This window comes from Streptomyces sp. NPDC046881 (assembly GCF_040645015.1).
GTDB lineage: Bacteria > Actinomycetota > Actinomycetes > Streptomycetales > Streptomycetaceae > Streptomyces.
This window is the reverse complement of record NZ_JBEYXJ010000045.1, coordinates 1-24,472: the sequence shown is the minus strand read 5'-3', so window position 1 is coordinate 24,472 and position 24,472 is coordinate 1. Positions and strand designations below refer to the sequence as shown.

23 protein-coding genes are annotated in these 24,472 nt (G+C 73.8%); 14 read left to right on the top strand and 9 right to left on the bottom strand.

Annotated features, from left to right (window positions below; genetic code table 11):
- Positions 1-189: 189 nt before the first annotated feature.
- Together ABZ923_RS21845 and ABZ923_RS21840 are read right to left on the bottom strand one after the other, a co-directional pair.
- Positions 190-1,080, bottom strand: coding sequence for an SDR family oxidoreductase (locus tag ABZ923_RS21845; RefSeq protein WP_361474297.1), 891 nt, complete (start codon positions 1,078-1,080; stop codon positions 190-192).
- Positions 1,081-1,155: 75 nt separating this feature from the next.
- Positions 1,156-1,338, bottom strand: a complete 183-nt coding sequence (locus tag ABZ923_RS21840; RefSeq protein ID WP_361474295.1) for a hypothetical protein — start codon at positions 1,336-1,338, stop codon at positions 1,156-1,158.
- Positions 1,339-2,239: 901 nt separating this feature from the next.
- Between ABZ923_RS21840 and ABZ923_RS21835 the strand changes: the two genes are divergently transcribed.
- The 4 genes from ABZ923_RS21835 (at position 2,240) to ABZ923_RS21820 (ending at position 6,241) form a co-directional block, all read left to right on the top strand.
- A complete protein-coding gene (locus tag ABZ923_RS21835) occupies positions 2,240-2,578 on the top strand; it encodes a hypothetical protein (RefSeq protein ID WP_361474292.1) in 339 nt (112 codons plus the stop codon).
- Between the two features lie 264 nt (positions 2,579-2,842).
- Positions 2,843-3,244 carry a VOC family protein gene (locus ABZ923_RS21830; protein ID WP_361474289.1) on the top strand — a complete coding sequence of 134 codons (402 nt, stop codon included), beginning with the start codon at positions 2,843-2,845 and terminating at the stop codon, positions 3,242-3,244.
- A gap of 78 nt (positions 3,245-3,322) precedes the next feature.
- On the top strand, positions 3,323-4,048 hold the full coding sequence (locus ABZ923_RS21825; RefSeq protein ID WP_361474286.1) for a hypothetical protein: 726 nt from the start codon (positions 3,323-3,325) through the stop codon (positions 4,046-4,048).
- 192 nt (positions 4,049-4,240) lie between these two features.
- Positions 4,241-6,241: a non-reducing end alpha-L-arabinofuranosidase family hydrolase gene (locus tag ABZ923_RS21820; protein ID WP_361474283.1), complete on the top strand. Its 2,001-nt coding sequence runs from the start codon at positions 4,241-4,243 to the stop codon at positions 6,239-6,241.
- An 84-nt stretch (positions 6,242-6,325) separates the two neighbouring features.
- On the opposite strand, the gene bla is transcribed toward ABZ923_RS21820, so the two are convergent.
- Positions 6,326-7,255 carry a class A beta-lactamase gene (gene bla, locus ABZ923_RS21815; protein WP_361474281.1) on the bottom strand — a complete coding sequence of 310 codons (930 nt, stop codon included), beginning with the start codon at positions 7,253-7,255 and terminating at the stop codon, positions 6,326-6,328.
- A 123-nt stretch (positions 7,256-7,378) separates the two neighbouring features.
- Here bla and ABZ923_RS21810 point away from each other — a divergent pair, with 123 nt between their 5' ends.
- Positions 7,379-8,344 (top strand): LysR family transcriptional regulator, encoded by a 966-nt coding sequence (locus tag ABZ923_RS21810; protein ID WP_361474278.1) that lies wholly within the window; start codon positions 7,379-7,381, stop codon positions 8,342-8,344.
- Entirely contained in the window at positions 8,341-9,276 is a 936-nt protein-coding gene (locus ABZ923_RS21805) for a serine hydrolase (RefSeq protein ID WP_361474275.1), read from the top strand. Before ABZ923_RS21810 ends, ABZ923_RS21805 begins: the two co-directional genes overlap by 4 nt.
- 35 nt (positions 9,277-9,311) lie before the next feature.
- On the opposite strand, the gene ABZ923_RS21800 is transcribed toward ABZ923_RS21805, so the two are convergent.
- Positions 9,312-9,959 carry a response regulator transcription factor gene (locus ABZ923_RS21800; RefSeq protein ID WP_361474273.1) on the bottom strand — a complete coding sequence of 216 codons (648 nt, stop codon included), beginning with the start codon at positions 9,957-9,959 and terminating at the stop codon, positions 9,312-9,314.
- On the bottom strand, positions 9,956-11,158 hold the full coding sequence (locus tag ABZ923_RS21795) for a sensor histidine kinase (RefSeq protein ID WP_361474410.1): 1,203 nt from the start codon (positions 11,156-11,158) through the stop codon (positions 9,956-9,958). The genes ABZ923_RS21800 and ABZ923_RS21795 overlap by 4 nt, the downstream gene beginning before the upstream one ends.
- Before the next feature lie 188 nt (positions 11,159-11,346).
- Here ABZ923_RS21795 and ABZ923_RS21790 point away from each other — a divergent pair, with 188 nt between their 5' ends.
- Positions 11,347-11,910, top strand: a complete 564-nt coding sequence (locus ABZ923_RS21790; protein WP_361474270.1) for a heme-binding protein — start codon at positions 11,347-11,349, stop codon at positions 11,908-11,910.
- Between the two features lie 170 nt (positions 11,911-12,080).
- Here ABZ923_RS21790 and katG read toward each other — a convergent pair whose 3' ends face one another.
- The 3 genes from katG to ABZ923_RS21775 form a co-directional block, all read right to left on the bottom strand.
- The gene (gene katG / locus ABZ923_RS21785; RefSeq protein WP_361474268.1) at positions 12,081-14,306 is read right to left on the bottom strand and encodes a catalase/peroxidase HPI; all 2,226 of its coding nucleotides are present in this window, start codon (positions 14,304-14,306) and stop codon (positions 12,081-12,083) included.
- A 33-nt stretch (positions 14,307-14,339) separates the two neighbouring features.
- The gene (locus ABZ923_RS21780) at positions 14,340-14,777 is read right to left on the bottom strand and encodes a Fur family transcriptional regulator (RefSeq protein WP_361474265.1); all 438 of its coding nucleotides are present in this window, start codon (positions 14,775-14,777) and stop codon (positions 14,340-14,342) included.
- Between the two features lie 94 nt (positions 14,778-14,871).
- On the bottom strand, positions 14,872-15,990 hold the full coding sequence (locus ABZ923_RS21775) for an abortive phage infection protein (RefSeq protein WP_361474263.1): 1,119 nt from the start codon (positions 15,988-15,990) through the stop codon (positions 14,872-14,874).
- Positions 15,991-16,178: 188 nt separating this feature from the next.
- Here ABZ923_RS21775 and ABZ923_RS21770 point away from each other — a divergent pair, with 188 nt between their 5' ends.
- Entirely contained in the window at positions 16,179-17,084 is a 906-nt protein-coding gene (locus ABZ923_RS21770; protein ID WP_361474260.1) for a hypothetical protein, read from the top strand.
- A gap of 97 nt (positions 17,085-17,181) precedes the next feature.
- Here the strand turns inward: ABZ923_RS21770 and ABZ923_RS21765 are convergent, their stop codons facing one another.
- Positions 17,182-17,886 (bottom strand): hypothetical protein, encoded by a 705-nt coding sequence (locus ABZ923_RS21765; protein ID WP_361474258.1) that lies wholly within the window; start codon positions 17,884-17,886, stop codon positions 17,182-17,184.
- 343 nt (positions 17,887-18,229) lie between these two features.
- Between ABZ923_RS21765 and ABZ923_RS21760 the strand changes: the two genes are divergently transcribed.
- From ABZ923_RS21760 to ABZ923_RS21735, 6 genes are all read left to right on the top strand, one after another.
- On the top strand, positions 18,230-19,393 hold the full coding sequence (locus ABZ923_RS21760; RefSeq protein ID WP_361474255.1) for an acyltransferase: 1,164 nt from the start codon (positions 18,230-18,232) through the stop codon (positions 19,391-19,393).
- Positions 19,394-19,944: 551 nt separating this feature from the next.
- The gene (locus ABZ923_RS21755; RefSeq protein ID WP_361474252.1) at positions 19,945-20,838 is read left to right on the top strand and encodes an STAS domain-containing protein; all 894 of its coding nucleotides are present in this window, start codon (positions 19,945-19,947) and stop codon (positions 20,836-20,838) included.
- Positions 20,835-21,215 carry an STAS domain-containing protein gene (locus tag ABZ923_RS21750; RefSeq protein WP_361474250.1) on the top strand — a complete coding sequence of 127 codons (381 nt, stop codon included), beginning with the start codon at positions 20,835-20,837 and terminating at the stop codon, positions 21,213-21,215. The genes ABZ923_RS21755 and ABZ923_RS21750 overlap by 4 nt, the downstream gene beginning before the upstream one ends.
- Positions 21,215-21,661 (top strand): anti-sigma regulatory factor, encoded by a 447-nt coding sequence (locus tag ABZ923_RS21745; RefSeq protein ID WP_361474247.1) that lies wholly within the window; start codon positions 21,215-21,217, stop codon positions 21,659-21,661. The genes ABZ923_RS21750 and ABZ923_RS21745 overlap by 1 nt, the downstream gene beginning before the upstream one ends.
- Positions 21,662-21,666: 5 nt before the next feature.
- On the top strand, positions 21,667-22,719 hold the full coding sequence (locus tag ABZ923_RS21740) for a SpoIIE family protein phosphatase (RefSeq protein ID WP_361474407.1): 1,053 nt from the start codon (positions 21,667-21,669) through the stop codon (positions 22,717-22,719).
- Positions 22,703-24,370, top strand: coding sequence for a GAF domain-containing SpoIIE family protein phosphatase (locus tag ABZ923_RS21735; RefSeq protein WP_361474244.1), 1,668 nt, complete (start codon positions 22,703-22,705; stop codon positions 24,368-24,370). Before ABZ923_RS21740 ends, ABZ923_RS21735 begins: the two co-directional genes overlap by 17 nt.
- Positions 24,371-24,472: the final 102 nt, after the last annotated feature.

Sequence of the window (24,472 nt, the reverse complement as noted above, 5' to 3'; positions counted from 1 at the left end):
GGGAGTTGGGCCCCGTGCGCAACTCGGCATCCGGTCGGCGCGGGGGGGGATTCCGCTCCCTGGAGCTGGATGATCCCCGACGCCTCCGGTACCGGGCCGGGGGCCACGCAGGGCGCCGCGTGGCTGCCGGAGCTCCTGGGCGAGCCCCCGTTCCGGGTCGGATGACCGCTCCCCGCGGCGGCGCGCGGGTCAGGGCAGCGGGGTGCCGCCGGTCGCGTTGAGGATCTCCGCGGTGATGAAGCTCGCCTGGGGGGAGGCGAGGAACACGTAGGCGGGGGCCAGTTCGGCGGGCTGGGCCGGGCGGCCGAGCGGGCTCTGCTTACCGAACTCCGCCGTGTCGGGCATGGTCGAGGGGATGAGCGGGGTCCACACCGGCCCCGGTGCGACCGCGTTGACCCGGATGCCGCGCTCGGCGAGCATCTGGGCCAGCCCCTGGGTGAAGGTGACGATCGCGCCCTTGGTCATCGCGTAGTCCAGCAGGTGCGGACTGGGCTGATAGGCCTGCACCGACGTGGAGTTGATGACACAGCCCCCGGCCGGGATGTGCGGCAGCGCGAACTTGGTCAGCCAGAACATCCCGTACAGGTTCGTCCGCATCACCCGGTCGAACTGCTCGGTGCTGATCGCCTCGATGCCGTCCGGCTGGGACATCTGATAGGCGGCGTTGTTCACGAGGACGTCGATATGGCCGAACTCGGTGACCGCGCGGTCGATCAGCGACCGGCAGTTGCCCTCGTCACGGATGTCGCAGGACACGGCGACCGCCTTGCGTCCCGCGTCCTCCACCAGCCGGGCCGTCTCGCGGGCGTCGTCCTGCTCCTCGTCGAGGTGGGTGAAGAGCACATCGGCACCCTCGCGGGCGTAGGCGAGGGCCACCGCCCGTCCGATGCCGGAGTCCCCTCCCGTGATCACGGCCTTGCGGCCGTCGAGGCGGCCGGATCCGCGGTAGGACTCCTCGCCGTGGTCGGGCGGCGGGTCCATCGGGCCGGTCCAGCCCGGATGCGGCTGGTCCTGAGAGGGGAAGTCGGGGCGGGCGTGCTGTGTGACCGGGTTCGGCCGGTCACCCTGCGGGTCCGTCACAGTGGCCTCCTGCGTCTCGGGGGGACGGGACGGCCGGGTTCCCTTCTCTGGCCGGGTGAAAAGCGTCCGCGCCGGTCAGGCCCTGGGCGCGTCGTGGCCGGTGGCGCGCAGGTGGTCCCTGCGGGCCAGGTTGTAGATCCGCAGGAGGTGCTTCGCCACGGCACAGGGCGCGGCGTCGGCATGGCACTGGCGGCACGTCCGCATGTGCTGCTCGTAGGTGAAGCGCGCGTTGTCCAACGCGTCGTTGACAGAAGACATCGACTTCTCCGGGCAGGGCGGCGTCGGGGGACGGCGCCGAGTTGACTGACTGGTACACCCGGAACAAGGTGATCATGTTACTGGCGGTACTGGGAAACTCGTACTGCCGGGGGCGGAGGATTCCGGTCAGGTCCCCCTCCGCCGCCGGGGCCTGCACCCTGGCGGGGCGCAGCGGCGCCGGATCTCACGCACGTCCGCAACGGCGGCCGGCGGTACGAGGTGACCGTCACCGTGCGCGACAGCCGCTCCGAGCCGGAGGCGGTCCGGCGGGCGGCGCGCGCCCTGGCGGACGAGCACGGCGCCCGCATCGTGCTGACCATGGCCGGCACCCGCTGCCCGCCGTGGCCGACGCCTGCGAGGCGGCGGCGGTGCCGTGCGTGTCGACGACGTTCCCCTCGCAGGCGTACCTGCACGCCCGAGGCCTCGGCCGGGAGCACCGCTTCCGGTGGACGTACCACTTCGCATGGGGTCTCGACGACATCGCGCGGGTCTTCGCCAGGCTGTGCGAGGGGGTCCGCGCGCCGGGTGCCGTCGGCTGCCTGTGGAACGACGACCTGCAGGGCCGGCTGCTGCGGCACGAGCGGTACGGGTTCCCGCCGACGCTGTCCGGGCGCGGCCACATGCCGGCCGACCTGGGTGCCTCGGGCCGCAGGTCGGCCGGCTGCGCGCGAACGGCGCCGGCCAGCGCGGCCACCACCACCGACCTGGCCCTCTTCCACCGCCAGGCCCGGGACGCCGGACTGCAGCCCCGGCTGATCACCTGCTCGCGCCGGCTGACCTACCCGCACACCCACACCAGCCCCGCCCCCGACGTGCACGCCGAACTCGGCGACGCGCGAGTGGCCACCCTCCTCTACTGGAGCCTCGGCCATCCGTACCGCTCCGGCCTGGACGGCATCACGTGCGCCGAGCCGGCCCGGGCCTGCCAGGAGACACCGGGGCGCCCTGGCTCCAGCCGCTGGGGCTCGCGCACGCGCTGCTGGAGACCGCGCACCACGCCCTGGCCACGGCCGCCGATCCGGCCGACCGCGCCTCGGTCGCCGACGCCGTTGCCCGCACCCGGCTGGACACCATCGCGGGCACGCTCGACTGGACGACCGGCCCGGCACCGAACATCGCGCTGCTGCCCCTGGCCGGCGGCCAGTGGCAGCCGGCACCGGACGGCCCCCGCCTGACCGTCGTCATCAACACCGACCAGCCGGAGGTGCCCCTGACGGGAGACCCGACCCCGGCCGGCTGAGCACCCCTGCGGGGCGCGGGAGACGGCGGCGCGCCGGGCTGGGCTCACGCCGGTGCACCCCACCGCGCCGCCCCTGGGGCCGGTGCACGCACCGAGTGGCGAACTCACCGGTGTGCCGGTGGAGTTGGCGGTGAACGGCGGGCTGTGGTGCACCGGGCGCCACCGGATCCCGGTTGGTAAGATCGTCGTACGGCATCGCGTGTCGGTCACCGGCCGGGTGAGGCATGGAGGTGCCGGGAGTTTGCCCTCGGAGGCATTCCTCTCATGTCAGTCGAGTTGAACCACACCATCGTCCACGCCCGGGACAACCGGGAGTCCGCCGCGTTCCTGGCCCACGTCCTGGGGCTGGAGCCCGGCCCCGCGTGGGGCCCGTTCGTCCCCGTCGCGACGAGCAACGGGGTGACCCTGGACTTCGCCACGATCCCGGCGGAGTCGATCGTCATGCAGCACTACGCCTTCCTCGTGTCGGACGAGGAGTTCGACGCCGCCTTCGCCCGGATCCGGCAGGCCGGCATCACCTACTGGGCCGATCCGCACGGAAGGCAGCCGGGCGAGATCAACCGTCACCACGGCGGCCGGGGCCTGTACTTCATGGATCCGGCCGGACACGGGATGGAGATCATCACCCGTCCCTACGGCAGCCACCAGCAGCCGCCGCAGTCCTGAGGAAAGGGCAGGCCAGGGCCCCGGTCCCGGCCTGCCCCGGCCGCCCGGCGCCGCCGGGCCGCACGGCACACTGTGGGCATGAACGACTACCGCCCGGTCCACCGGGACCCCGCTCCCGAGTGGTACGGACGGCTGCGGGTGCAGGCCGACCTCTCCCCCGCCGACTGGCTCACCGTCCACGGGCCGTGGCCGGCCGCCATGGGCACGGTCGCCGGCGTCGCGGCGCCGGGCTTCGCCGCGTACGCCCGGGTCCTGCACCCGGCCCGGCTCGACGAGCGGCCGGTGCGCTGGTCCACCGTGGCCGCCGCCGGGGGTACGCGGGTCACACCGGTCACCCGCTGGCCCGAGGTCATCGGCGCGGACCAGGACTACGTCAACCGCTCGGACCTGGGCCTCCCCGGTGTGTGGGACGAGCATCCCGACGAGGGTCCCACCCCGCCGGAGGTCGCGCGGGCGCTGCTGCCCGTGCTGGCCCGGCACACCGGGACCGCCGAGGAGTGCTGGTTCGGGCTGTGGAGCGGGTACGGCCGCTGGGACTGGGAGCGGTTCCCGACGTTCGGGACGCCGGGCCGGGACGAGGTGCTGCTCGCCGGCCGGCTGGCCGACGCCGTCTCCCCGGTGTCCCTGGACGAGTTCACCGAGCTTCCCGATCTGTGGTGGCCGCGTGACCGCGCCTGGTGTCTGGGCGGTGACGTGGATCTGGTCAGCACCTACGTGGGCGGTTCACCGGAGCTGATCGCCGACCTGCTGGCGGCGCCGGACCTGGAGGCCCATCCCGTGCACCCGGCCGATCCGGTCGGCTGAGCACCCCGAAACATTTCGCTCCGAACCTCGAATGATGCGAGGGGTATTGACGCCCCCTCACCCCCTTCTATCATCCAGAGCATCCGGAACGCCGACCACTGTTCGGCTGGTCAAACGGCCGTTCACGCCTTTCCGGGGTGTCATGCGCATGACATATCACCGCCCGCAACGATCGACCGTACGAGGAGAACCATGAAGTGTCCTCGAAGGCCCGGCCGACGCCTGGCCTCCCTCTTAGGCGCGTTCGCCGCCGTCACCCTCGCGGTGAGCGGAACGGCCGGCGCCCAGCCCGCACCGCTGCAGGCGAGCACCCTCGGCGCCCAGGCCGCCCAGTCCGGGCGGTACTTCGGCACCGCGGTGGCCGCCGGGAAGCTGGGCAACGGGACGTACACCGCGATCCTGGACCGGGAGTTCAACGCGGTCACGCCCGAGAACGAGATGAAGTGGGACGCCACGGAGCCCTCCCGGGGCTCGTTCAGCTTCACGGCCGCCGACCAGATCGTCGGCCACGCCGTCGCACACGGGCAGCGCGTCCGGGGCCACACCCTGGTCTGGCACTCCCAACTGCCCGGCTGGGCCGGCTCGATCTCCGACGCCACCACCCTGCGCAGTGTGATGCGCAATCACATCAGCACCGAAATGGCCCACTTCAAGGGCAAGGTGTACGCCTGGGACGTGGTGAACGAGGCGTTCGCCGACGGCGGCAGCGGAGCGCGCCGCGCCTCCGTGTTCCAGAACGTCCTCGGCGACGGCTACATCGAGGACGCCTTCCGCACCGCCCGCTCGGCCGACTCCGCGGCCAAGCTCTGCTACAACGACTACAACATCGAGAACTGGTCGGACGCCAAGACGCAGGCCGTGTACCGCATGGTGCGCGACTTCAGGTCCCGTGGCGTGCCGATCGACTGCGTCGGCTTCCAGAGCCACTTCGGCTCGTCCGGACCGCCCGCGAGCTTCCAGACCACGCTGGCGAACTTCGCGGCTCTCGGCGTGGACGTGCAGATCACCGAGCTGGACATCGCGCAGGCGCCGGCGACGGCGTACGCGAACACGGTGAAGGCCTGCATGAACGTGGGGCGCTGCACCGGCATCAGCGTGTGGGGCATCCGTGACAGCGACTCCTGGCGCAGCGGGGAGAACCCGCTGCTGTTCGACAGTGCCGGGAACAAGAAGGCCGCGTACGGTGCGGCGCTGTCCGCGCTCGGCGGGACGGCGGCCGCACCGTCCGCCGCGGCCGCGCTGCCGTCCAGCTTCCGCTGGTCCTCCGGCGGACAGCTGATCGCGCCGAAGCCGGACGCGACCCACAAGATCGCCGGGATCAAGGACCCGTCCGTCGTCTACTACAACGGCAAGTGGCACGTGTTCGCCAGCGTGGCCAGCGCGTCCGGCTACAACCTCGTCTACCTGAGCTTCAGCGACTGGTCCCAGGCGGGGTCGGCCACCCACCACTACCTCGACCGCACGGCCATCGGCACCGGCTACCGGGCCGCGCCCCAGGTGTTCTACTACGCGCCGCAGAAGCTGTGGTACCTCGTCTACCAGACGGGCAACGCGTCGTACTCCACCAATCCGGACATCGGCAACCCGAACGGCTGGAGCGCGCCGCGCAACTTCTACGCGTCGATGCCGGACGTCATCAGGCAGAACATCGGCAACGGCTACTGGGTCGACATGTGGGTGATCTGCGACAGCGCCAACTGCTACCTGTTCTCCTCCGACGACAACGGGCACCTCTACCGCTCGCAGACCACCGTCGGCCAGTTCCCGAACGGGTTCACGAACACCGTCATCGCCGCCCAGGACTCCAACAAGTACGCCCTGTTCGAGGCGAGCAACGTCTACAAGGTGCAGGGAAGCAACCAGTACCTGCTGCTCGTGGAGGCGGTCGGCTCCGACGGGCGGCGCTACTTCCGCTCCTGGACCTCCGGCAGCCTGGCCGGCTCCTGGAGCCCGCTGGCCGCGTCCGAGGGCAATCCGTTCGCGCGGGCGAGCAATGTGTCCTTCCCGTCGGGCGCCTGGACCAAGGACATCAGTCACGGCGAGATGATCCGCGCCGGGTACGACCAGACGCTGACCGTCCCCGCGTGCAAGCTCCAGTACCTCTACCAGGGCCTGGACCCGAACGCGGGCGGTGACTACAACAGCCTGCCGTGGCGGCTCGGCCTGCTCACGCAGACGAACTCCGCCTGCTGAACGGCCGGAAGCGGGACGCCGCCCGCAGCGGCGTCCCGCCTTCCCGTACCGTCGTCCGTCGGAGTTCCCAGGGCAGTCGGGGTACTACTCCCCGGGGGCGAGGGTGCGGGCCACGACGGCCGCCGCGTCGGCGATCAGCTCCTGGTCGACGGGGGCGTCCGGGGCCGTCTTGCTGGACAGGACGGCCAGCACGAGGGGGGTCCGCCGGGTCGTCCAGGCCACGCCGATGTCGTGGGCGCTCGCGTAGTCACCGGTGCCCGTCTTGTCCGCGACGACCCAGTCCCGCGGCAGCCCCTTGCGGAACCGGTCCGCGCTGGTGACGGTGCCCTTCAGCCAGGTGACGAGCCGCTCGCGGTCGGCGGCGGCCAGCGCCCGGCCCAGGGTGACGCGCTCCAGGCTCGCGGCGATCGCCTCCGGGGTCGTGGTGTCGCGCGGGTCCCCGGGGACCGCGGCGTTCAGCTCCGGCTCCCACCGGTCGAGCCGGCTCACCTCGTCGCCGAGCGACCGGTGGAAACGGGTGAGACCGGCCGGGCCGCCCACTTCCCGGAGCAGCAGGTTGCCGGCCGCGTTGTCGCTGTACTGGATGGCCGCCGCGCACAGGTCGGCCACGGTCATGCCGGTCGCCAGATGTTCCTCGGTGCGCGGCGAGTTGGGCAGGAGGTCGTGCGGCGGGTAGTGCACGACCCGGTCCAGCGGCGCGCAGCCGCCGTGGTCGCGCAGGACCGCCGCGGCGGCGAACGCCTTGAACGTCGAGCACATCGCGAACCGCTCCCCCGCCCGGTGGGTCACGGTCCGCCCGGTGCGGACGTTGCGCGCGTAGACACCGAGCCGGGCGCCGTAGCGCCGCTCCAGCTCGGCCAGCTCCGCCTGCCCCGCGCGTACCCGGGCGTCCGGAGCGGCGGACGCGGCCGGGGCGGTAAGCGCCGTGGCGGTCATCGCGGCGCCGGTGACCGCGAGGCCGGCCTGGAGCAGGCGGCGGCGCGGCAGCGGGGTGGGTCGGTCGGCAGCGGTCACGGGTGTGGTCCTCCCAGTCGTCGTCGGTGTCGATCTCCGACGGGGGACAGCGAAACAGCAGGCGGGCACCCATGTCCAAGAGGGAACTTTGAAGATCCCATGCCTTATTGATATGAGTGACCGGTGGATCTCCTGGCACATCTGGACGCGTACGTGGCGACGGCCGAGGAGGAGAGCTTCTCCCGGGCGGCCGACCGGCTCGGCATCGCCCAGCCGCTGCTCAGCCGCCGCATCAAGACGCTGGAGGAGCACTTCGGCGGCCTGCTGTTCGACCGGTCCCGGCGGCAGATCGCGACCACCGAACTGGGCGTGCTGCTGCTCCCGTACGCCCGGGACGTGCTGGACCGGGCCCAGCGGCTGCGGCAGGTCGCCCGCTCGGCCCGGCGGTCGCGGGTGCGGGCCGTCGGCGTTCCCGCGGACTGCGCACCGGCCGCGCTGGCCCGGGCCCTGCGCGCCGGCACCGAGCACGGGGTCGCCCTCGGCATGCGCGAACTGCCGCCGCTGGACCGGGTTTCCGGGCTGGCCGACGGCTCGCTCGGGTACGCGCTGGTGCGGGCCGCCCCGGAAGAGGCGGCGTTCCGGGTGCCGTTGGGGCTGGCGTCGGCGCCGTTGCGGGACGGCACCGGGAGGCACCGCATCCACCTCGAGGACCTGCGGCCGCGCCGCACGCGCGCCGCCGCGCCCACCGCACCACCGCCCCTGCTGCTGCTGACGGAGGACCACGTGCCGTACTTCGAGGAAAGGCTGGCGCGCGCCGCCGCCCGCGCGGGGCTGCCCGAGGGCCGGATCCGGCCGGCCGGGCCGGCGGCCACCGCGCTCGCCGAGACCCTGGCCGGGAGCGCGCTGCTGCTGTGCACCGAACCGTTCGCCCGCCAGCACGGAGCCCACTGGGCGCCCCTGGCCGACCGCGCCCTGCACCGCGGGTACGACGTGGGCGCCGCCCCGGGCCGCAACGGCGCCGGCGACGTGCCGGGCTGGCTGGCCGCGCTGCTCGCCACGGCCGTGGGCGCCGTACCCGCCCGGCGCGGCGAGCCGGGACCCGGAGCGGGGAACGAGGACCTCGGCGCACGGCTGGCGGCACGCGGATGAGCGGGGCCGTCGTGCACCACCCGGTGTACACCGGGGACGACACCGCCCTCCTGGACGTCGCCGAGGCGATCGCCGCGGACTGGGCGGCCCTCGGCGTCCGCGGCTCCTTCCTCGCCCGCAACCTCGACACCGGCCAGCAACTCGGCTTCGACATCGACGAGTCGACTCCTCTGGCGTCGGTGGCGAAGGTCCCGCTCGCCCTCGTCGTACTGGAGCGGATCGCGACCGGCGACCTCGATCCGGCGCTGCCGGTGACGGTGGACCCGGGCACGAGCAGTGTCGGCCCCACCGGGCTCGCCGCCTTCCGGCATCCGGCCACCGTGGCCGTCGCCGACCTGGTCCTGCTGATGCTGTCGGTGAGCGACAACGCCGCCGCGGACGCGCTGCTCGGCCTGGTGCCGGTGGCGGACGTGGACGCCCGGCTGCGCGCGTGGGGGTGCGACGGCATCCGGCTGCGGCACCGGATGAACCACCTGTACGAGTGCGCCGCCGGCGCCGCCGGCAACGACTTCTCCCTCGCGCTGGAGCTGGCCGTCCGGGACGCACGGGCGGGCCGGCACACCATCGAGACCCTGGACCCCGCCCACGCCAACGCCGGCTCGGCCGCGGCCCTCGTCGCCCTGCTGGGCCGCGTGTGGTGCGACGAGATCGCCACTCCCCCGGCGACGGCCGAGCTGCGCCGGCTGATGGGCCTCCAGGTCTTCACACAGCGGCTGGCGAGCGAGCTGCGCACGGACTCGCTCCGGTGGAGCGGGAAGACCGGGACGTTCCTGCACCTGCGGCACGAGATCGGGGTGGTCGAGACGGAGTCCGGGGAGCGGGTGGCGATGGCGGCGCTGACCCGTTCGGGGCGCCGGGCGGGGCTCGCTCCGGACATCGACCTCGCGATCGGGGTGGCGGGGCGGGAGGCGTTCGAGGCGCTGCGGGGTTAGGGGCTGGTCGCGCCGGCGGCGGAGCCGCAGGTCCGTCAGGGCAGCAGTCGCTGTTCCTTCGCCACCGCCACCGCGCCCGCCCGTGTGTCCACGCCGAGTTTGTCGTAGATGCGCCGGAGGTGTGTCTTGACCGTGGCCTCGCTGATGTAGAGGGCGCGGGCGATGGCGTGGTTGGGCAGGCCTCGGGAGAGGTGGGCGAGGATGTCGCGTTCGCGTGGGGTGAGGGAGGGGCGGGGGTTGCGCAGGCGGGACATGACGCGGTCGGCCACCGGCGGTGAGAGTGCCGGGCGGCCCTGGGCGGCGGTGTGGATCGCCGTGAAGAGGTCCTCGGCGCGCTCCGCCTTCAGCAGATAGCCGGTGGCGCCCGCCTCGATGGCGCGGGTGACGTCGGCGTCGGTGTCGTACGTGGTCAGGACCAGGACGTGCGGGGCGGGCGGGGTGGCGCGCAGCCGGCGGGTGGTCTCCACGCCGTCCATGCCCTCGCCGAGTTGCAGGTCCATCAGGACGACGTCCGGGGCGGTCCTGCGGGCGAGGGCGAGCGCCTCCTCGCCGCTGCCGGCCTCGCCGACGACCTCGATGTCCGGTGCGCTGTGCAGGAGCGCCAGCAGTCCGGCGCGTACGACGGCGTGGTCGTCGCAGACGAGGATGCGCACCGGTGTGCGTGCCGCCGTGCCGGGGGTCATCGTGGCTCCAGGGGGATCGCCGCCGACAGGGCCGTACCCTCGCCCGGTGCCGACTCGACGGTGAGGGTGCCGCCCAGCTGGCGCAGGCGGGCGCGGATGGCGGGCAGGCCGTGGCCGCGCGCGTCCGCCGCGGCGGCCGGGGACGCGGGAGCGGCCGGGGTGTGCGGGTCGAAGCCGCGGCCGTCGTCGGTGACGTCCAGGACGATCTGGTCGTCCAGGCAGGTCAGGGTGAGGGTGGCGGTGCCGGCCGCCGCGTGTTCGCGGACGTTGGCGAGGGCGCCCTGGGCGATGCGGAGCAGGGCCGACTCCACGGGGGCGGGCAGCGGGTCGGGCGGGGTGCCCTCGGTGTGCACCCGGACGGTGAGCGCGGGTGTCGTCTCGCGCTCGGCGACGGCGCGCAGGGCCTGGAGCAGGCCGCCGCCCTCGGCCAGGTCGGCCGGGGTCAGGTCGTGGACGAAGCGGCGGGCCTCGGCGAGGCTGCGCTCGGCGATCGCCGCCGCCGTGCGGACGTGGTCCCGGGCCGTGCCGGGCGCGGTGTCCCACAGCCGGTCGGCCGCCTGGAGCAGCATGCGCTGGCTGGACAGGCCCTGGGCGAGGGTGTCGTGGATCTCCCGGGCGAGCCGTTCGCGTTCGGCGAGGGTGCCCTCGCGGCGCTCGGTGGCGGCGAGTTCGCGCCGGGTGCGGACCAGGTCGTCGATGAGGGCGTCCCGGCGGGCCGCCTGGCGTTGCATGACGACGAACACGGTGGTGGCCACGGCGGCCACCGCGGGCGGTGCCAGCAGCACGTTCGGGTCGGGCCAGCCGGCCAGGCCCAGCTGGGCGGCGACCGCGAGCACCGTCAGCAGTGCCACCAGCGGGATCGCCGCGCGCGGCGGGAGGGTGCGCAGGCCGGTGTAGAAGAGCGGGACCGCGCACCAGGCGAAGCTGGGGGCCAGGACGACGAGCAGCGCCCAGGCGGCCACGACCAGGCCGAGCCAGGTCAGGCGGCGCGGGGTCGGCCGGGTGCCGAGGGCGGGCCCGAGGACGTAGAGCGCGGCCAGCAGCGCGGACAGGGCGAGCACCCAGGGGGTGTGCGGTCCGCCGGCGTGCCGGGCGAGGTAGCGGGCGACGGACGCGGCCAGCAGCACGAAGAACGCCGTGTGCATGACGACGGTGAGGGCGCGGGTGTCGTCGCGCTCGGCTACGGCCACCGCCGGCACCTCCCTCGCGTGGCTGAACTGGGCAAACACCTTCCATTGTGCCCAGGTCGGCGGCCCGTGGGGTCATCCGATCGGATGACCACCGGGACGTCCGGTACGGCGACGCGGGGCGGCCGGATCCGGGCCGAGGATCGGTTCCGGGAGCGACCGACGCCCCCAGTCCCTGCCCTACCGGAAGGTTCCCCAGCATGCCCAGCCGCACGAAGCCGTCCCGCCGTACCCGTGTCCTCGTGGGCGGCACCGCCCTGGCCGTCGTGGGTGCCGGTGTCGTCGGCACGGTCGCCGCGAACGCCGCGGACTCCACGGACGCCACGCCCGCCGCCCCCGTCGCGGCCCGCAAGGGCGAGCTGACGCAGAGCACGCACCTGACACTGGACGCCGCCACGAAGGCGGCGCGCGCCGCGGTGGAGGCGGCCGAGAAGGACGGCCGGCAGGTGTCGGTGGCCGTCGTGGACCGCAACGGCAACACCCTGGTCACCCTGCGCGGGGACGGGGCGGGCCCGCAGTCGTACGAGTCCGCGGAGCGCAAGGCGTTCACCGCGGTGTCCTGGAACGCGCCGACCTCGGAGCTGGCCCAGCGGCTGGCGCAGGCGCCGAACCTGAAGGACATCCCGGGCACGCTGTTCCTCGCGGGCGGCACGCCGGTGACCGCCCAGGGCGCTCCGGTCGCGGGCATCGGCGTCGCGGGCGCGCCGTCGGGCGACCTGGACGAGCGGTACGCGCGGGCGGGCGCGGCGGCGCTCGGCCGCTGATCCCGGCCGGCCCGGCCCCACACGGCGGCCGGGCTCCGGGCTCCGGGCTCCGGGCTCCGGGCTCCGGGCTCCGGGCTCCGGGCTCCGGGCTCCGGGCTCCGGGAACAGCGGAACGTCCGGGTCCGCCCCGCGGGGCGGGCCCGGACGTCCTGTTCAGTGCGTCGGGAGGGTCAGACGAGGTCGAACCGGTCCGCGTCCATCACCTTGCTCCACGCGGCGACGAAGTCCTTGACGAACTTCTCCTTCGCGTCGTCGGAGGCGTACACCTCGGCGAGCGCGCGCAGCTCCGAGTTGGAGCCGAAGACCAGGTCGGCACGGCTGCCGGCCCACTTCACCTCGCCGGTGGCGGCGTCGCGGCCCTCGAACGTGGTCTGGTCCTCGGAGGTCGCCTTCCACGTCGTACCCAGGTCGAGCAGGTTGACGAAGAAGTCGTTCGTGAGGGCGCCGGGCGTCTTGGTGAGGACGCCGAGCTGCGACTGCTGGTGGTTGGCGCCGAGGACGCGCAGGCCGCCGACGAGCACCGTCATCTCGGGGGCGCTCAGGCTCAGCAGGTTCGCCTTGTCGAGCAGCAGGTACTCGGCCGGCAGGCGGTTGCCCTTGCCGAGGTAGTTGCGGAAGCCGTCCGCGGTCGGCTCCAGCGCCTCGAAGGACTCGGCGTCGGTGTGCTCCTCGGTCGCGTCCACCCGGCCCGGGGTGAAGGGCACCTCGATCTCGAAGCCGGCTTCCTTGGCGGCCTTCTCCACACCGGCGGCGCCGCCGAGGACGATGAGGTCGGCCAGGGAGACCTTCTTGGCGCCGGAGGAGGCGTTGAACTCCTGCTGGACGTTCTCCAGGGTGCGCAGCACCTGGGCCAGCTGGTCGGGGTCGTTGACCTCCCAGCCGCGCTGCGGGGCGAGGCGGATGCGGGCGCCGTTGGCGCCGCCGCGCTTGTCGCTGGCACGGAAGGTGGACGCGGACGCCCACGCGGTGGTGACCAGCTGGGACACCGACAGGCCCGACTCGAGCAGCTTGGTCTTCAGGGCGGCGATGTCCGCCCCGTCGATCAGCTCGCCCTCGCGCTCCGGCAGCGGGTCCTGCCACAGCAGGGTCTCCTGCGGCACCTCCGGGCCGAGGTACAGCGACTTCGGGCCCATGTCACGGTGGGTGAGCTTGTACCAGGCGCGGGCGAAGGCGTCCGCGAACTGGTCCGGGTTCTCGTAGAACCGGCGGGAGATCGGCTCGTAGATCGGGTCGAAACGCAGCGCCAGGTCGGTGGTGAGCATCCTCGGACGGTGCTTCTTCGACGAGTCGTGCGCGTCCGGGATGATCTCCGGGGCGTTCTTGGCCACCCACTGGTGGGCGCCGGCCGGGCTGCGCTCCAGCTCGTACTCGTACTCGAAGAGGTTCTTGAAGAACCCGTTGCTCCACTGGGTCGGCGTGGCGGTCCAGGTGACCTCCAGGCCGGACGTGATGGCGTCCCCGCCCTTGCCGGTGCCGTAGGTGCTCCGCCAGCCCAGGCCCTGCTCCTCCATGGAGGCGGCCTCGGGGTCGGCGCCGACGTGGTCCGCCGGGCCCGCGCCGTGGGTCTTGCCGAAGGTGTGGCCACCGGCGATGAGGGCGACGGTCTCCTCGTCGTTCATCGCCATGCGGCGGAACGTCTCACGGATGTCGCGGGCCGCGGCGATCGGGTCCGGGTTGCCGTTCGGGCCCTCCGGGTTGACGTAGATCAGACCCATCTGGACGGCGCCGAGCGGGTTCTCCAGCTCGCGGTCGCCGGTGTAGCGCCTGTCGTCCAGCCAGGTGGTCTCGGGACCCCAGTAGACGTCCTCCTCGGGCTCCCAGACGTCCTCGCGGCCGCCGCCGAAGCCGAAGGTCTGGAAGCCCATCTGCTCCAGGGCGACGTTGCCGGTCAGGATCATGAGGTCGGCCCAGGAGATGCTCTGGCCGTACTTCTTCTTCACCGGCCACAGCAGACGGCGGGCCTTGTCCAGGTTGCCGTTGTCCGGCCAGCTGTTGAGCGGCGCGAAGCGCTGCTGGCCGGCGCCGGCGCCGCCGCGGCCGTCGCTGATGCGGTAGGTGCCCGCGCTGTGCCAGGCCATACGGATCATCAGGGGGCCGTAGTTGCCGAAGTCGGCGGGCCACCAGTCCTGCGACGTGGTGAGCACCTCGGCGATGTCCCGCTTCACGGCCGCGAGGTCCAGGGCCTTGAAGGCCTCCGCGTAGTCGAATTCCTCACCGAGGGGATTGGCCACGGCCGGGTTCTTGGCGAGGATCTTGAGGTTGAGCCGCTCCGGCCACCACTGGCGGTTGCCGCCACCCTGGGTCGGGTGCAGGGCCCGGTCGTGCGCGACGGGGCAACCGCCGCTCCCCTCCTCCGACTTCGCGTCTGTGACGATCGCGTCGTGGTTCTCAGTCATGGCAATCCTTCCGAACTGTGCGGAACTCGGTGCTCAGGAACTGCGGCCGGTGGAACAGCCGGGGCACACGCCCCAGTACACGACCTCGGCCTCGTCGATGGCGAAGCCGTGGTCGTCGGCGGCGGTCAGGCAGGGCGCGTCGCCGACGGCACAGTCGACGTCGGCGACGGTGCCGCAGGACCGGCAGACGATGTGGTGATGGTTGTCGCCCACGCGCCCCTCGAACCGGGCCGGATGGCCGGCCGGCTCGATGCGGCGCACGAGGCCCGCGGCGGTGAGCGCGTGCAGGGCCTCGTAGACGGCTTGCACCGAGATGTGGCCCACGCGATCGCGGACTCCGGCGGCGATCGCCTCGACGCCGAGGTGGTCGCCGTCCCGGACGGTCTCCAGCAACGCGACGCGGGCTGCGGTCACGCGCAGGCCGGCACCGCGGAGCTCCTCGGCGGTGGTCGGTCTCGGGGAGGCGGTCATGAGGGCGAACCTACCGTCATAAACACGAGAGGTTCAAGAAAACGAACGATGCAATTCAGGCCGTGTGCTGTGGACTTCCGGCCGCCTCCGGATCTCATGCGGGACGGGAACGGTCTCGGTAGTGGCGGGCCAGGGCGTGGAAGGCCTGCTTCGGTTCCCAGTGCCAGGCGGAGTTCGGGTCGTCCGGGTGGTCCTTGACGGTCCGGGTGATGGCGTAGCTCGCCATGTCGAGGTCGTGCCGCGGGTCGTCCGGGCGGTGCGGGGCGTCGGGGGTCACGAACTCGAAGGCCATCGCCGCGTACAGGTCCATCGACGAGAAGACGTCGAGGAGTTGCGTGAGGTAGGCCGCCTGCGTGTGCTCGCTGCGGACCAGGTCGCCCTTGATCTCCTCGGGTTTCTTGTCGTGGTCGACGACGTCCCAGCCCATCCCGCCCGTCTGGGGCGCCCCGACGTAGGCGCAGGTGCCGAACTCGGTGACGGCCACCGGTTTGCCCCACCGCAGATAGCGGCTCAGTTCCCTCACGTGGTCGGCTGGATCGGTGAAGTACGCGTAGTAGTCGATGCCCACGATGTCGAAGAGGCGCCAGTCGACCCGGTCGTCCTGGGCGGCGGCGTAGCCGAGCCGGCCGCCGAAGACGGACCGTCCGACCGCGGCGGCCTTCGCCGTGAAGCGGTCCAGGCGGCGCTGCATCACCACGGGGTCCACCCGGCCGGCGAGCAGGTTCCGGATGCGTTCGAGCGCGGTGTCGCCGGGCACGATCCCGGGCACGAAGAGCCAGAACTCGCAGCCCACGCTCAGGTCCACCGCGGCCCCCTGCCGGCGCAGCCGTTCCGCGAACCGGCCGGTCTCGGCGAGGTGTTCCAGGACGTCCCGCTCCGGGACGTCGCCGAGCGTCGGCTGGAGCCAGACGCGCAGGCCCCGTTCGGCCGCCTCGGCGGCGGTGGCCGTGAGGCGTTCCACGCCGTCCCCCGTCACGTCGACGGTGTCGGCGTACAGCTCGTCCCGTATGACCCGGATGTCCTCGCGCATCCGGGCGGCGCTGAAGGCCGTACCCGGTGTCTCGCCCTTCCCCACGGTGTACACGACCCCGTGGTGGCGCAGTCCGCGCTGCGCGGCCCGCGCCGGGCCGGCCGGCAGCACGGTCGCGGCCAGCCCCGCGGACGCCAGGCCGGCCAGGAACTGTGCCCGCTTGATTCCCTTGGTCCTCTGCATACGGTCACCCTGCCGGGGCCGGCCGCACCGGCGCCGTCCGCCGGCGGTCTACGGAGCGGGGCCGAAGGGCGGGAACGCCTCGCCGAAAGTCGCACCGCTTCCCGGCAAACGGTCATGAACCGCACATGAACGCCATGACGTGGGAGACTCGGACTCCGTCATCGAGGTGGTCGTCGAGAGGGACGCCGGTGGACCTGGACGCCGTCGCCGACGAGCTGTACGGGCTGCGGCCGGAGGAGTTCGTGGCCGCCCGTGACCGCCGCGCCCTGGACGCCCGCAAGGCCGGCGACCAGGCCCTCGCCAAGCGGATCGGCGCGTTGCGGCGGCCGAGCCTGGCCGCCTGGGTCAGCAATCTGCTGGTGCGCCGGCAGCCGGACGAGGTCCAGCCGCTGCTCGGCCTGGGTGAGGAGTTGCGCCGCGCGCACCGCGAGCTGGACGGTGCCCTGCTGCGCCGGCTCGCCCGGCGGCAGAACGAGGTGATCGGCGCACTGGGGCGCCAGGCGCGGCAACTGGCCGCGGAGGCCGGGCATCCGGTGGGCGAGGGCGTCCAGCGCGAGGTCGAGGAGACGCTGCACGCCGTGCTGGCCGCTCCGGAGGCCGCGCGGGAGTGGGCGGCGGGACGGCTGGTGAAGCCGCTGCGTTCGACGGCCGGGTTCCCGGCGGCCGACGAGACCCTGCTCGCGCGCCGGCCCGCACCCGAGCCGGAGAAGCCCGCCCGGACCAGGGACCGTACCCGGGACGAGGACCGCCGGGAGGAGGAGAGGGAACACCGCCGGCGCCTGGCCGAGGCCCGCGAGGCCGAGCGGGAGCTGCGCGCCCGGCAGAAGGAGGCCGACGCGGCCGGACGGGCGGCCGAGGAGGCCGGTACCCGGATGACCCAGGCGGAGGAACGGGTCCGCGAGCTGCGGGAGCGGCTGCGGCACGCCGAGGAGGAACAGCACCGGGCGCGGGCCGGCGAACAGGACGCGCGGGAGCGGACACGGCAGGCCGACCAGGCCGTCCGCGAGGCCCGGCGGCGGGCCGGCACCGCCGCCGAGCGAGCGGAACGGCCGGCCCCGGCCGACCGGACCCGCGGCCACCGGGCGGAACGCTAGAAAACCGGTGGAGCGGCGCGGTCGCGCGCCGCTCCCGTGCCGCCGAACCAAGTCGTCGAGCCGAAGGCGTGCCGTTGTATACCGCTTCGGCGCGGCGCTATCCGTGGAGCCAGACCCGCAGGGGGCCGACCGGCTCGAAACCGTGGCGCAGGGCGGCCTCCAGGCCGGCACCGTGCTCGTAGCCGACCACCGGCAGGCTCGGGAACAGCCGGTGTACCGCTTCCAGTACGCCCGGCCAGGCCGCGTCGGGGCCGCCGTCGATGGCGAAGACGTTGGAGACGCCGACCACATGGTCGCTGCGGCTGGCCACCGCTCCGGCGACCACCCGGCCGCGCGGGTCCCAACCGGCGAGCACGGAGGTGGCCGGGTCGTCGAGCAGTTCGGGCTGGAAGAGGTCCGCGTCGCCGTCGTCCCAGGCCAGTGCCCAGGCGCGCAAGCTGTCCGGCGCGTCGGCCACGCCCCACGCGAGGTCGGACGCGGTGGCGGGCGCACTCGTCGCACGATGGATCCACTGCGCCTCGAACAGGACCCGGAAGCCGGCCGCGGTCAGGTCGAGGTCGGCGAAACTGTCCTTGACGGAGGCGCCCGGCGCGGTGGTGTCGATGCGCGCCGCCGGTACGGCCGGGTCGACACCCGGCGCCAGCGTCACCGCGTCGGGGTAGTACCGCGGCGTGCGGGCCGGGGCGGTCCAGGCCTCCGGTCCGAACTCGCTCGCCAGGCCGTGCGACCGGCTCATCGCCGCGCACCACTCGGCGTTGTTGCGGGCCGCGGCCCGGACCATCGACTGCTTCGGCGTCGTCACGTGGGGATCATGACCCGTACCGGGCGGTGTGGCGAACACTTTTCCGGTGCCGTGGGATCAGGCGGCCGGCCCGGCCCGCGGTGTCGGCTGGGAACGGAATGAACTACCGGGCCCGCGGCTGACCGGGCCTCGCCGCCGACGGCACGGGCAGCCCGGTCGGCGCCTTCGTCCGTGCCGGGCGTCCTCACTCGTGCGGGTGCACCCCGTCCCGCCGTCCGTGGCATCCACGGCGGCCGGCCGTTCGGCAGCAGTGTGATCTTTGCCATGCGGCGTGATGGATCGGGGGTGAACGGGCAACGTACCCCTTCATGCCCCACGCGAACCCCCAGCGGCAGGTGATGTGATGACCACGGCGACGACCCGGGCGCTCCGGACGCCGCCCGCCCGGACCGGCGCGGCCACCGCCGGATCCCCCGCACCGGCCGCCCCGCCCTCCCTGCCGTCGCTCACCGGGCTGCGCTGGATGGCGGCGCTGCTGGTGTTCGGCCTGCACGTGAACAACTTCGGCTACTTCGGCGGCACCGGTGGCCGCCTCGTGAACTGGGCCTTCGGCGCCGGCGCCACCGGAGTGTCGTTCTTCTTCGTGCTGTCGGGATTCGTCCTGACCTGGTCGGCGCGGCCCCGGGACCGCGCGCTCGCCTTCTGGCGGCGACGCGTCGCCCGGATCTACCCGGTGCACCTGGCCACCCTCACCGTGGCGCTCGTCATGGCGTACACGCTGGCCCACCAGCCCCGGCCGACGGCGAAGCAGGCGCTGGCGAACGTGCTGCTGCTGCACTCCTGGTGGCAGCCGTGGTGGCAGACCCTCGACCCGGTGAGCTGGTCCCTGGCCTGCGAGGCGTTCTTCTACGCCGCCTTCCCGCTGCTGTTCCTGCTGCTGCGCCGGCTCGGGGCGCGCGGTTCGCTCGCGCTGGGCGGGCTGGCCGTGGCGGCGGTCCTGGTGCTGGCCTGGTCGGACGCCCACCACTGGTGGGACCACCCGATCTACTCGTTCCCCGCCGCGCGGCTGCCCGAGTTCGTGCTCGGCGCGGTCGCCGCGCGGCTGGTGCTGCTGGACCGCTGGCGCGGCCCCGGTCTGGAGGCCTCGCTCGCGTTGGCCGTCATCGGCTACTTCATGGTGCCGCAGGTCACGCCCGGCTACTCCGCCACCGTGTGCACCCTCACCGGGTTCACCCTGCTCATCCCCGCGGCGGCGGTCGCCGACCTGCACGGGCTGCCGTCCTTGTGGCGGCGCCGGCGGATGGTGCGGCTCGGGGAGCTGTCGTTCGCCTTCTACATGATCCACCTGCTGGTGCTGCGGGCCGCCACGGAGGTGCTGGGCAAGAAGCCGCATTTCGGCGCCCCGGCGGGGCTGGCGGTCACCGCGGCCGTGTTCGGTGTCTCGCTCGGCCTGTCCTGGGTGCTGTACGAGGCGGTGGAGTGCCCGGCACGGCGCCTGCTGCTGCGCCGCCGCCGGCCGGCCCCGGTGCCGGCCCGCCGGGAGGCCCCGGCACCGGCACACGATTGACGTCGGTCCCGGCACGAGCGGGCACGGCGCTCGGCCCTCCCTCCGCCGCCCCGGCCGACTCTCGGCGTCCCCCGTCGCCACCGCGCCACGGTTCCCGGTCGCACGCGCGGGTGACGTCGGCAACAGCGAGGAGAGTCCCGCGCCATTCGGGGTAGGCGGCTCCCGACACCGGCCCGGCGGCAGCCGCCGACGGGCCGGCACCAGTCGAACGCACCGAAGGAGCCGAGTCGACGTGCGCGGGAAGCGGAGCGGAGGGGTCGTACGACCCTCGCTCCCGCCTGCCCTGCACTCCCGTCGCCGCGGCCTGCCGGCGCCGGGCGCGGGACCGCCCCCGGGGTACCGGGCGGGCGGGCGGCGGACCGGGCCTCCGCTGCCGGAGCCATCCGCCCGACGTTCCGGACAAAGTGCCTGTGACCTGGGGGAAGTTCGTGTGGGCGCGGTGCCCGGAGCGGGTTTGGCCGTGCCGGACACCGAGAGCTACGGTGGGCGGTCGGCGATGATCGGCGTCGGGAGCCGGAGGACCGGCAGACCTGGCCGTGCGAGAGGAGAGGATGAGCGTGCCCGAGCAGGACGCGGTCGAATCGGCACCGCAGGTGGTGAGTTCCTTCCTGGAACAGCGCAAGGAACAGATCGCCCAGCGCTGGGCCGACGCCCCCCTGTTCCGGTCGGTCTTCACCGTCTCCCGTGACGAGGCGGTCGAGGCGTGCAAGGCCGTGCTGGAGGCGCTGTCCGAGGTGGCCGTCAGCGGACGGCTGGAGGACATCGGGGCACCCGGCTTCGCGCCGGTGCGTGACCAGTTGGGGCGGATGACCCAGACCCGCGCCCGTGCCGGATCCACCCCGGCCCAGATCGCCGACGAGGTGGGCGGGCTGCGCGACTCGGCGGTCGAGTTGCTGCGCGAGGAGTTCCTGGACCCCGCCGCCCCGCAGGCCCAGGAGTCCGTGCTGGCGCTGACCCTGCTGTTGTGCACGCTGCGCCTCGTCGTGATGGAGACCGCGCTGGACGCGAACGCGGAGCTGATCGAACGGCAGCGGCAGCAGCTGCTCGAAGTGGCCACCCCGGTGATCAAACTGTGGGAGGGCACGGTCGCCGTACCGCTGATCGGGACGCTGGACAGCGCGCGCAGCCAGGTCGTGATGGAGTCGTTGTTGGAGGCCATCGTCGACCAGCGGGCCCGGTACGCCATCCTGGACATCACCGGGGTGCCGACGGTCGACTCGCTCGTCGCACAGCACCTGATGAAGACGGTGGCCGCGGCCCGCCTGATGGGTGCCGAGTGCATCGTCTCCGGGATCCGCCCGGCCATCGCGCAGACCATCGTGCAGCTCGGCATCGACCTGGGCACCGTGCTCACCCGTGCCTCGCTGTCCGACGCGCTGGCCTACGCGCTGGGCAAGCAGGGCATCGAGGTCTCCCGTGCGGACGCGGGTGCGAGCGCCCGGTGAACCACCCCACTCCCGCTCAGCCCGCCCAGGTCCCGGTGCTCGCCCTGGGCGACGTCCTGCTGGTCTCCCTGCAGGGCGAACTGCACGACGGCATGGCCGAACAGTTGCAGCACGACATCAGCAGCCGTATCGCCACCAGCCGGGTCACCGGCGTGGTGCTCGACATCTCGGGCGTGGACATCGTCGACTCCTTCCTCGGCCGGGTGCTCGCGGAGATCGCCTCCACGGCCAGCCTGCTGGCGGCCCGTACGGTCCTGGCCGGCATGCGGCCCGCCGTGGCGATCACCCTGGTCGAACTGGGGCTCACCCTGCCCGGTCTGGTCACCGCCCTGGACGTCGACCGTGCCATGGAACTGCTCACCCAGAGGGGGAGCTGATGCAGCCGTCCGGCCAGGCGACCGCGACGAGCCTGCCCATCGGCTCGGACGCGGATCTGGCCTGGGTCCGGCAGCAGGTGCGGCAATGCGCGGCGCAACTCGGTTTCGGTCTGGTGCAGCAGACCAAGCTGGTCACGGCGGCGAGCGAACTGGCCCGCAACACGCTGGTGCACGGCGGCGGCGGGCGGGCGGAGATCACCCCGCTGGACAACGGCCGTACCCGCGGCCTGCGGATGAGTTTCATCGACGACGGTCCGGGCATCCGCGACCTGGAGCTGGCCATGACCGACGGATACACCTCCGGCGGCGGCCTCGGACTCGGGCTGAGCGGAGCGAAACGGCTGGTGCACGAGTTCAGCGTCGACACCGAGCCCGGCCGGGGCACGACCGTCACGGCCGTCGCCTGGGTCGCTCAGGTTCCCTCGTCCCGTCCGGGGGTGGGATGAGCCGGGTGTGGGAGGTCCCGGTGCACGACTCCACGCGGGTCCGGGACGCCCGGATCGCGGCCCGTGAGGCGTGCGCAGCGGCGGGCCTGGCCCCGGTGCGCACGGCGGACGCGGAGCTGGTCGCCACCGAGCTGGCCACCAATCTGCTCAAGCACGCCGGCGGGGGCCTCATGGTGGTGAACCTCGTGGTGCCGCCGACCGGCGGGGAGGGCACGTCGGTGCAGCTGTACTCGCTCGACCACGGGCCGGGCATCGCCGACGTCGGCGCCGCCCTGCGGGACGGCTGGTCCACCGCCGCCGGCTCACTCGGCGCCGGCCTGGGCAGCTGCCTGCGCAGCGCCAACTCCTTCCATCTGTACAGCCAGCCAGGCCGTGGGACGGTGGCCGCGGCCCGGATAGACCCCGAGCCCGGCCGCCGCGGAAGCTCCGCGGCGCCGGTGCCCGCGGGCGGGATCACCGTCGCCCTCGCGCAGGCCGAGCAGTGCGGCGACGCCTGGACCTGGGCACGCTCGGGAAGCCTGCTGACGCTGCTGCTCGCGGACGGCCTCGGGCACGGCGCGAAGGCCGCGCACGCCTCCGGCGCCGCCGTGGCGGAGCTGCACCACGCCGCGCACCTGACGCCGGCCGAGCTGCTGCGCCGCCTGCACGCGGTGCTGCGGCGCACCCGGGGCGCCGCGGTCACGGTGGCCCAGGTGGACGAGGAGCGGGCGGAACTGAGTTTCGCCGGGGTCGGCAACGCCGGCGCCCGGGTGCGCACCGGGGACTCCTGGACGTCCCTCGTCTCCCACCCGGGGATCGTCGGGGCGTACTTCCCGGCACAGGTCCCGGTGCGCCGGTTGCCGTGGCACCGGGACAGTCTCCTCGTCCTGCACAGCGACGGACTGCCCAGCCGCTGGCGGCCTCCGGAGGACCCCCTGCTCCTCGCCCACGACCCGTCGGTGGTGGCGGCGGCGGTCCTGCGGGACGCCGGCAGCCCCGCCCGCCCCGTACGCGACGACACCAGCGTGGCCGTACTGGCCCCCGACCGCCGGACCAGCGCCCATGACAGCCGCCTCTGAGAACTGGACCATCGCCACCGCCGCCGACGCGGCCCGGGCCCGTGCCCTGCTGGGCCGGCTCCTCGCGGACGCCGGAGTGTCCGCACTCGACCGTGTCCGCTTCCTCGCCGCGCTCGGCGCCCGGCTGCGCGGCGGCCTCGCCGCGGGCGGCACGGAGCTGAGCGTGACCGCCGGCGCGGGCGGCGAACTGCGGATCGCCGTGGGCGGGCCCGAGCCCTGGCAGCACACCCTCGACTGTCCCTCGCCGGTGGCCCATCCGCCGTCCGGTCTGGACGACGCCCCGCTCGCCGAGGCGCTGCTGGACGCCGACGCGGACGCCGACGCCCTGCTGGCGCGCCTGACGGAGACGGAGGAGCTGCTCGGGCTCCACCGGGAGGAGCTGCACCAGACCAACCAGGGGGTGCTGGCGCTGCACGCCGAGCTGGAGGCGGCGGCGCTGGCGCAGCGCGAACTCCTCGACGCCGAGCGGGCGGCGCGCGCGGAGGCGGAGAACGCCCGCCGCCTGCTGACCTTCCTGGCCAACGCAAGCGCCGTCCTGAACGCCTCCCTGGAACACGAGGACATCCTGCGCCGGCTGCCCGAGCTGCTGGTCCCGGAGTACGCGCGGCACGTCGACATCTGGCTCGTGGACGACGAGCGGACCCCGCCGGGCGAGCGGGCGGCGGCCACGGTGACGGCGGCCCGCACCGGCCGCCCGCAGCACGCGGGCCCGCACCCCGGCGAACTGCCGGGCGTGGACGACCTGCCGGCCTCGGCGCTGTATCCGGACCGGTCGCTGCTGTGCCTGCCGCTGGGCGCGCGTACCGTGCAGGGCGTGCTCACGCTGGCCGCGCCCGGCGACCGTTTCGACCCGGACACCACCGTGATGCTGCTGGAGCTGGCCCGGCGGGCGGGCATCGCCCTGGACAACGCCCGCCAGTACGAGCAGCACCGGGACGTCGCCGAGGCCCTGCAGCGGGCGCAGCTCACCGATCTGCCCACCACCCGGGGTCTGGACCTGGCCGCCCGCTATCTGCCGGCGACGCACGGCCTGAACATCGGCGGCGACTGGTACGACGCCTTTCCGCAGCCGGACGGCAGTGTGCTGGCGGTGATAGGAGACGTCACGGGGCACGGGCTGCGCGCGGCGGTCATCATGGGCCAGCTGCGCACCGCGCTGCGCGCCTACGCCGTCGAGGGCAACGGCCCGGCGCGGATCCTCACCCTGCTGCACCGGATGCTCCGCCACCAGCAGCCGGAGCTGTACGCGACCTGTGCGATCGCCCGGTTCACGCCCGGGGAGCCCGACGTGGTGTGGGCCGCGGCCGGGCATCCGCCGGCCGTCGCGCGCGGTCCCCGGGGCGAGGTGCGGGTGCTGGACGCCAAGCCGGGGATCATGCTCGGCGTTCCGGTGCCGTTCACGTACGAGGAGCACACCCTGGAGCTGCCGGCGGGGTCCACACTCGCGCTGTACACGGACGGTCTGGTGGAGCGCCGGGCCGCCGGGATCGACGCGGGCATCGACCGGCTGGTCCAGGCGATGGGGGCGCTCGGCGGGGCGGATCTGGTGGATCTGGACGCGGCGGCCGACGCGCTGCTCAAGCCGATGCTCCACGACTCCGAACACGACGACGACATCTGCCTGTTGCTGTGCCGCACCACACCGGAGTGATCTCGCCGTGGGGGGGGGGGGCGGGGGGGGGCGGGGGGCCGCCCGCCCGGCCGCGGGGCCGCCCCCCCGGCCGCGGGCGGGCGGGGGGGGGGGGCGCCGCCG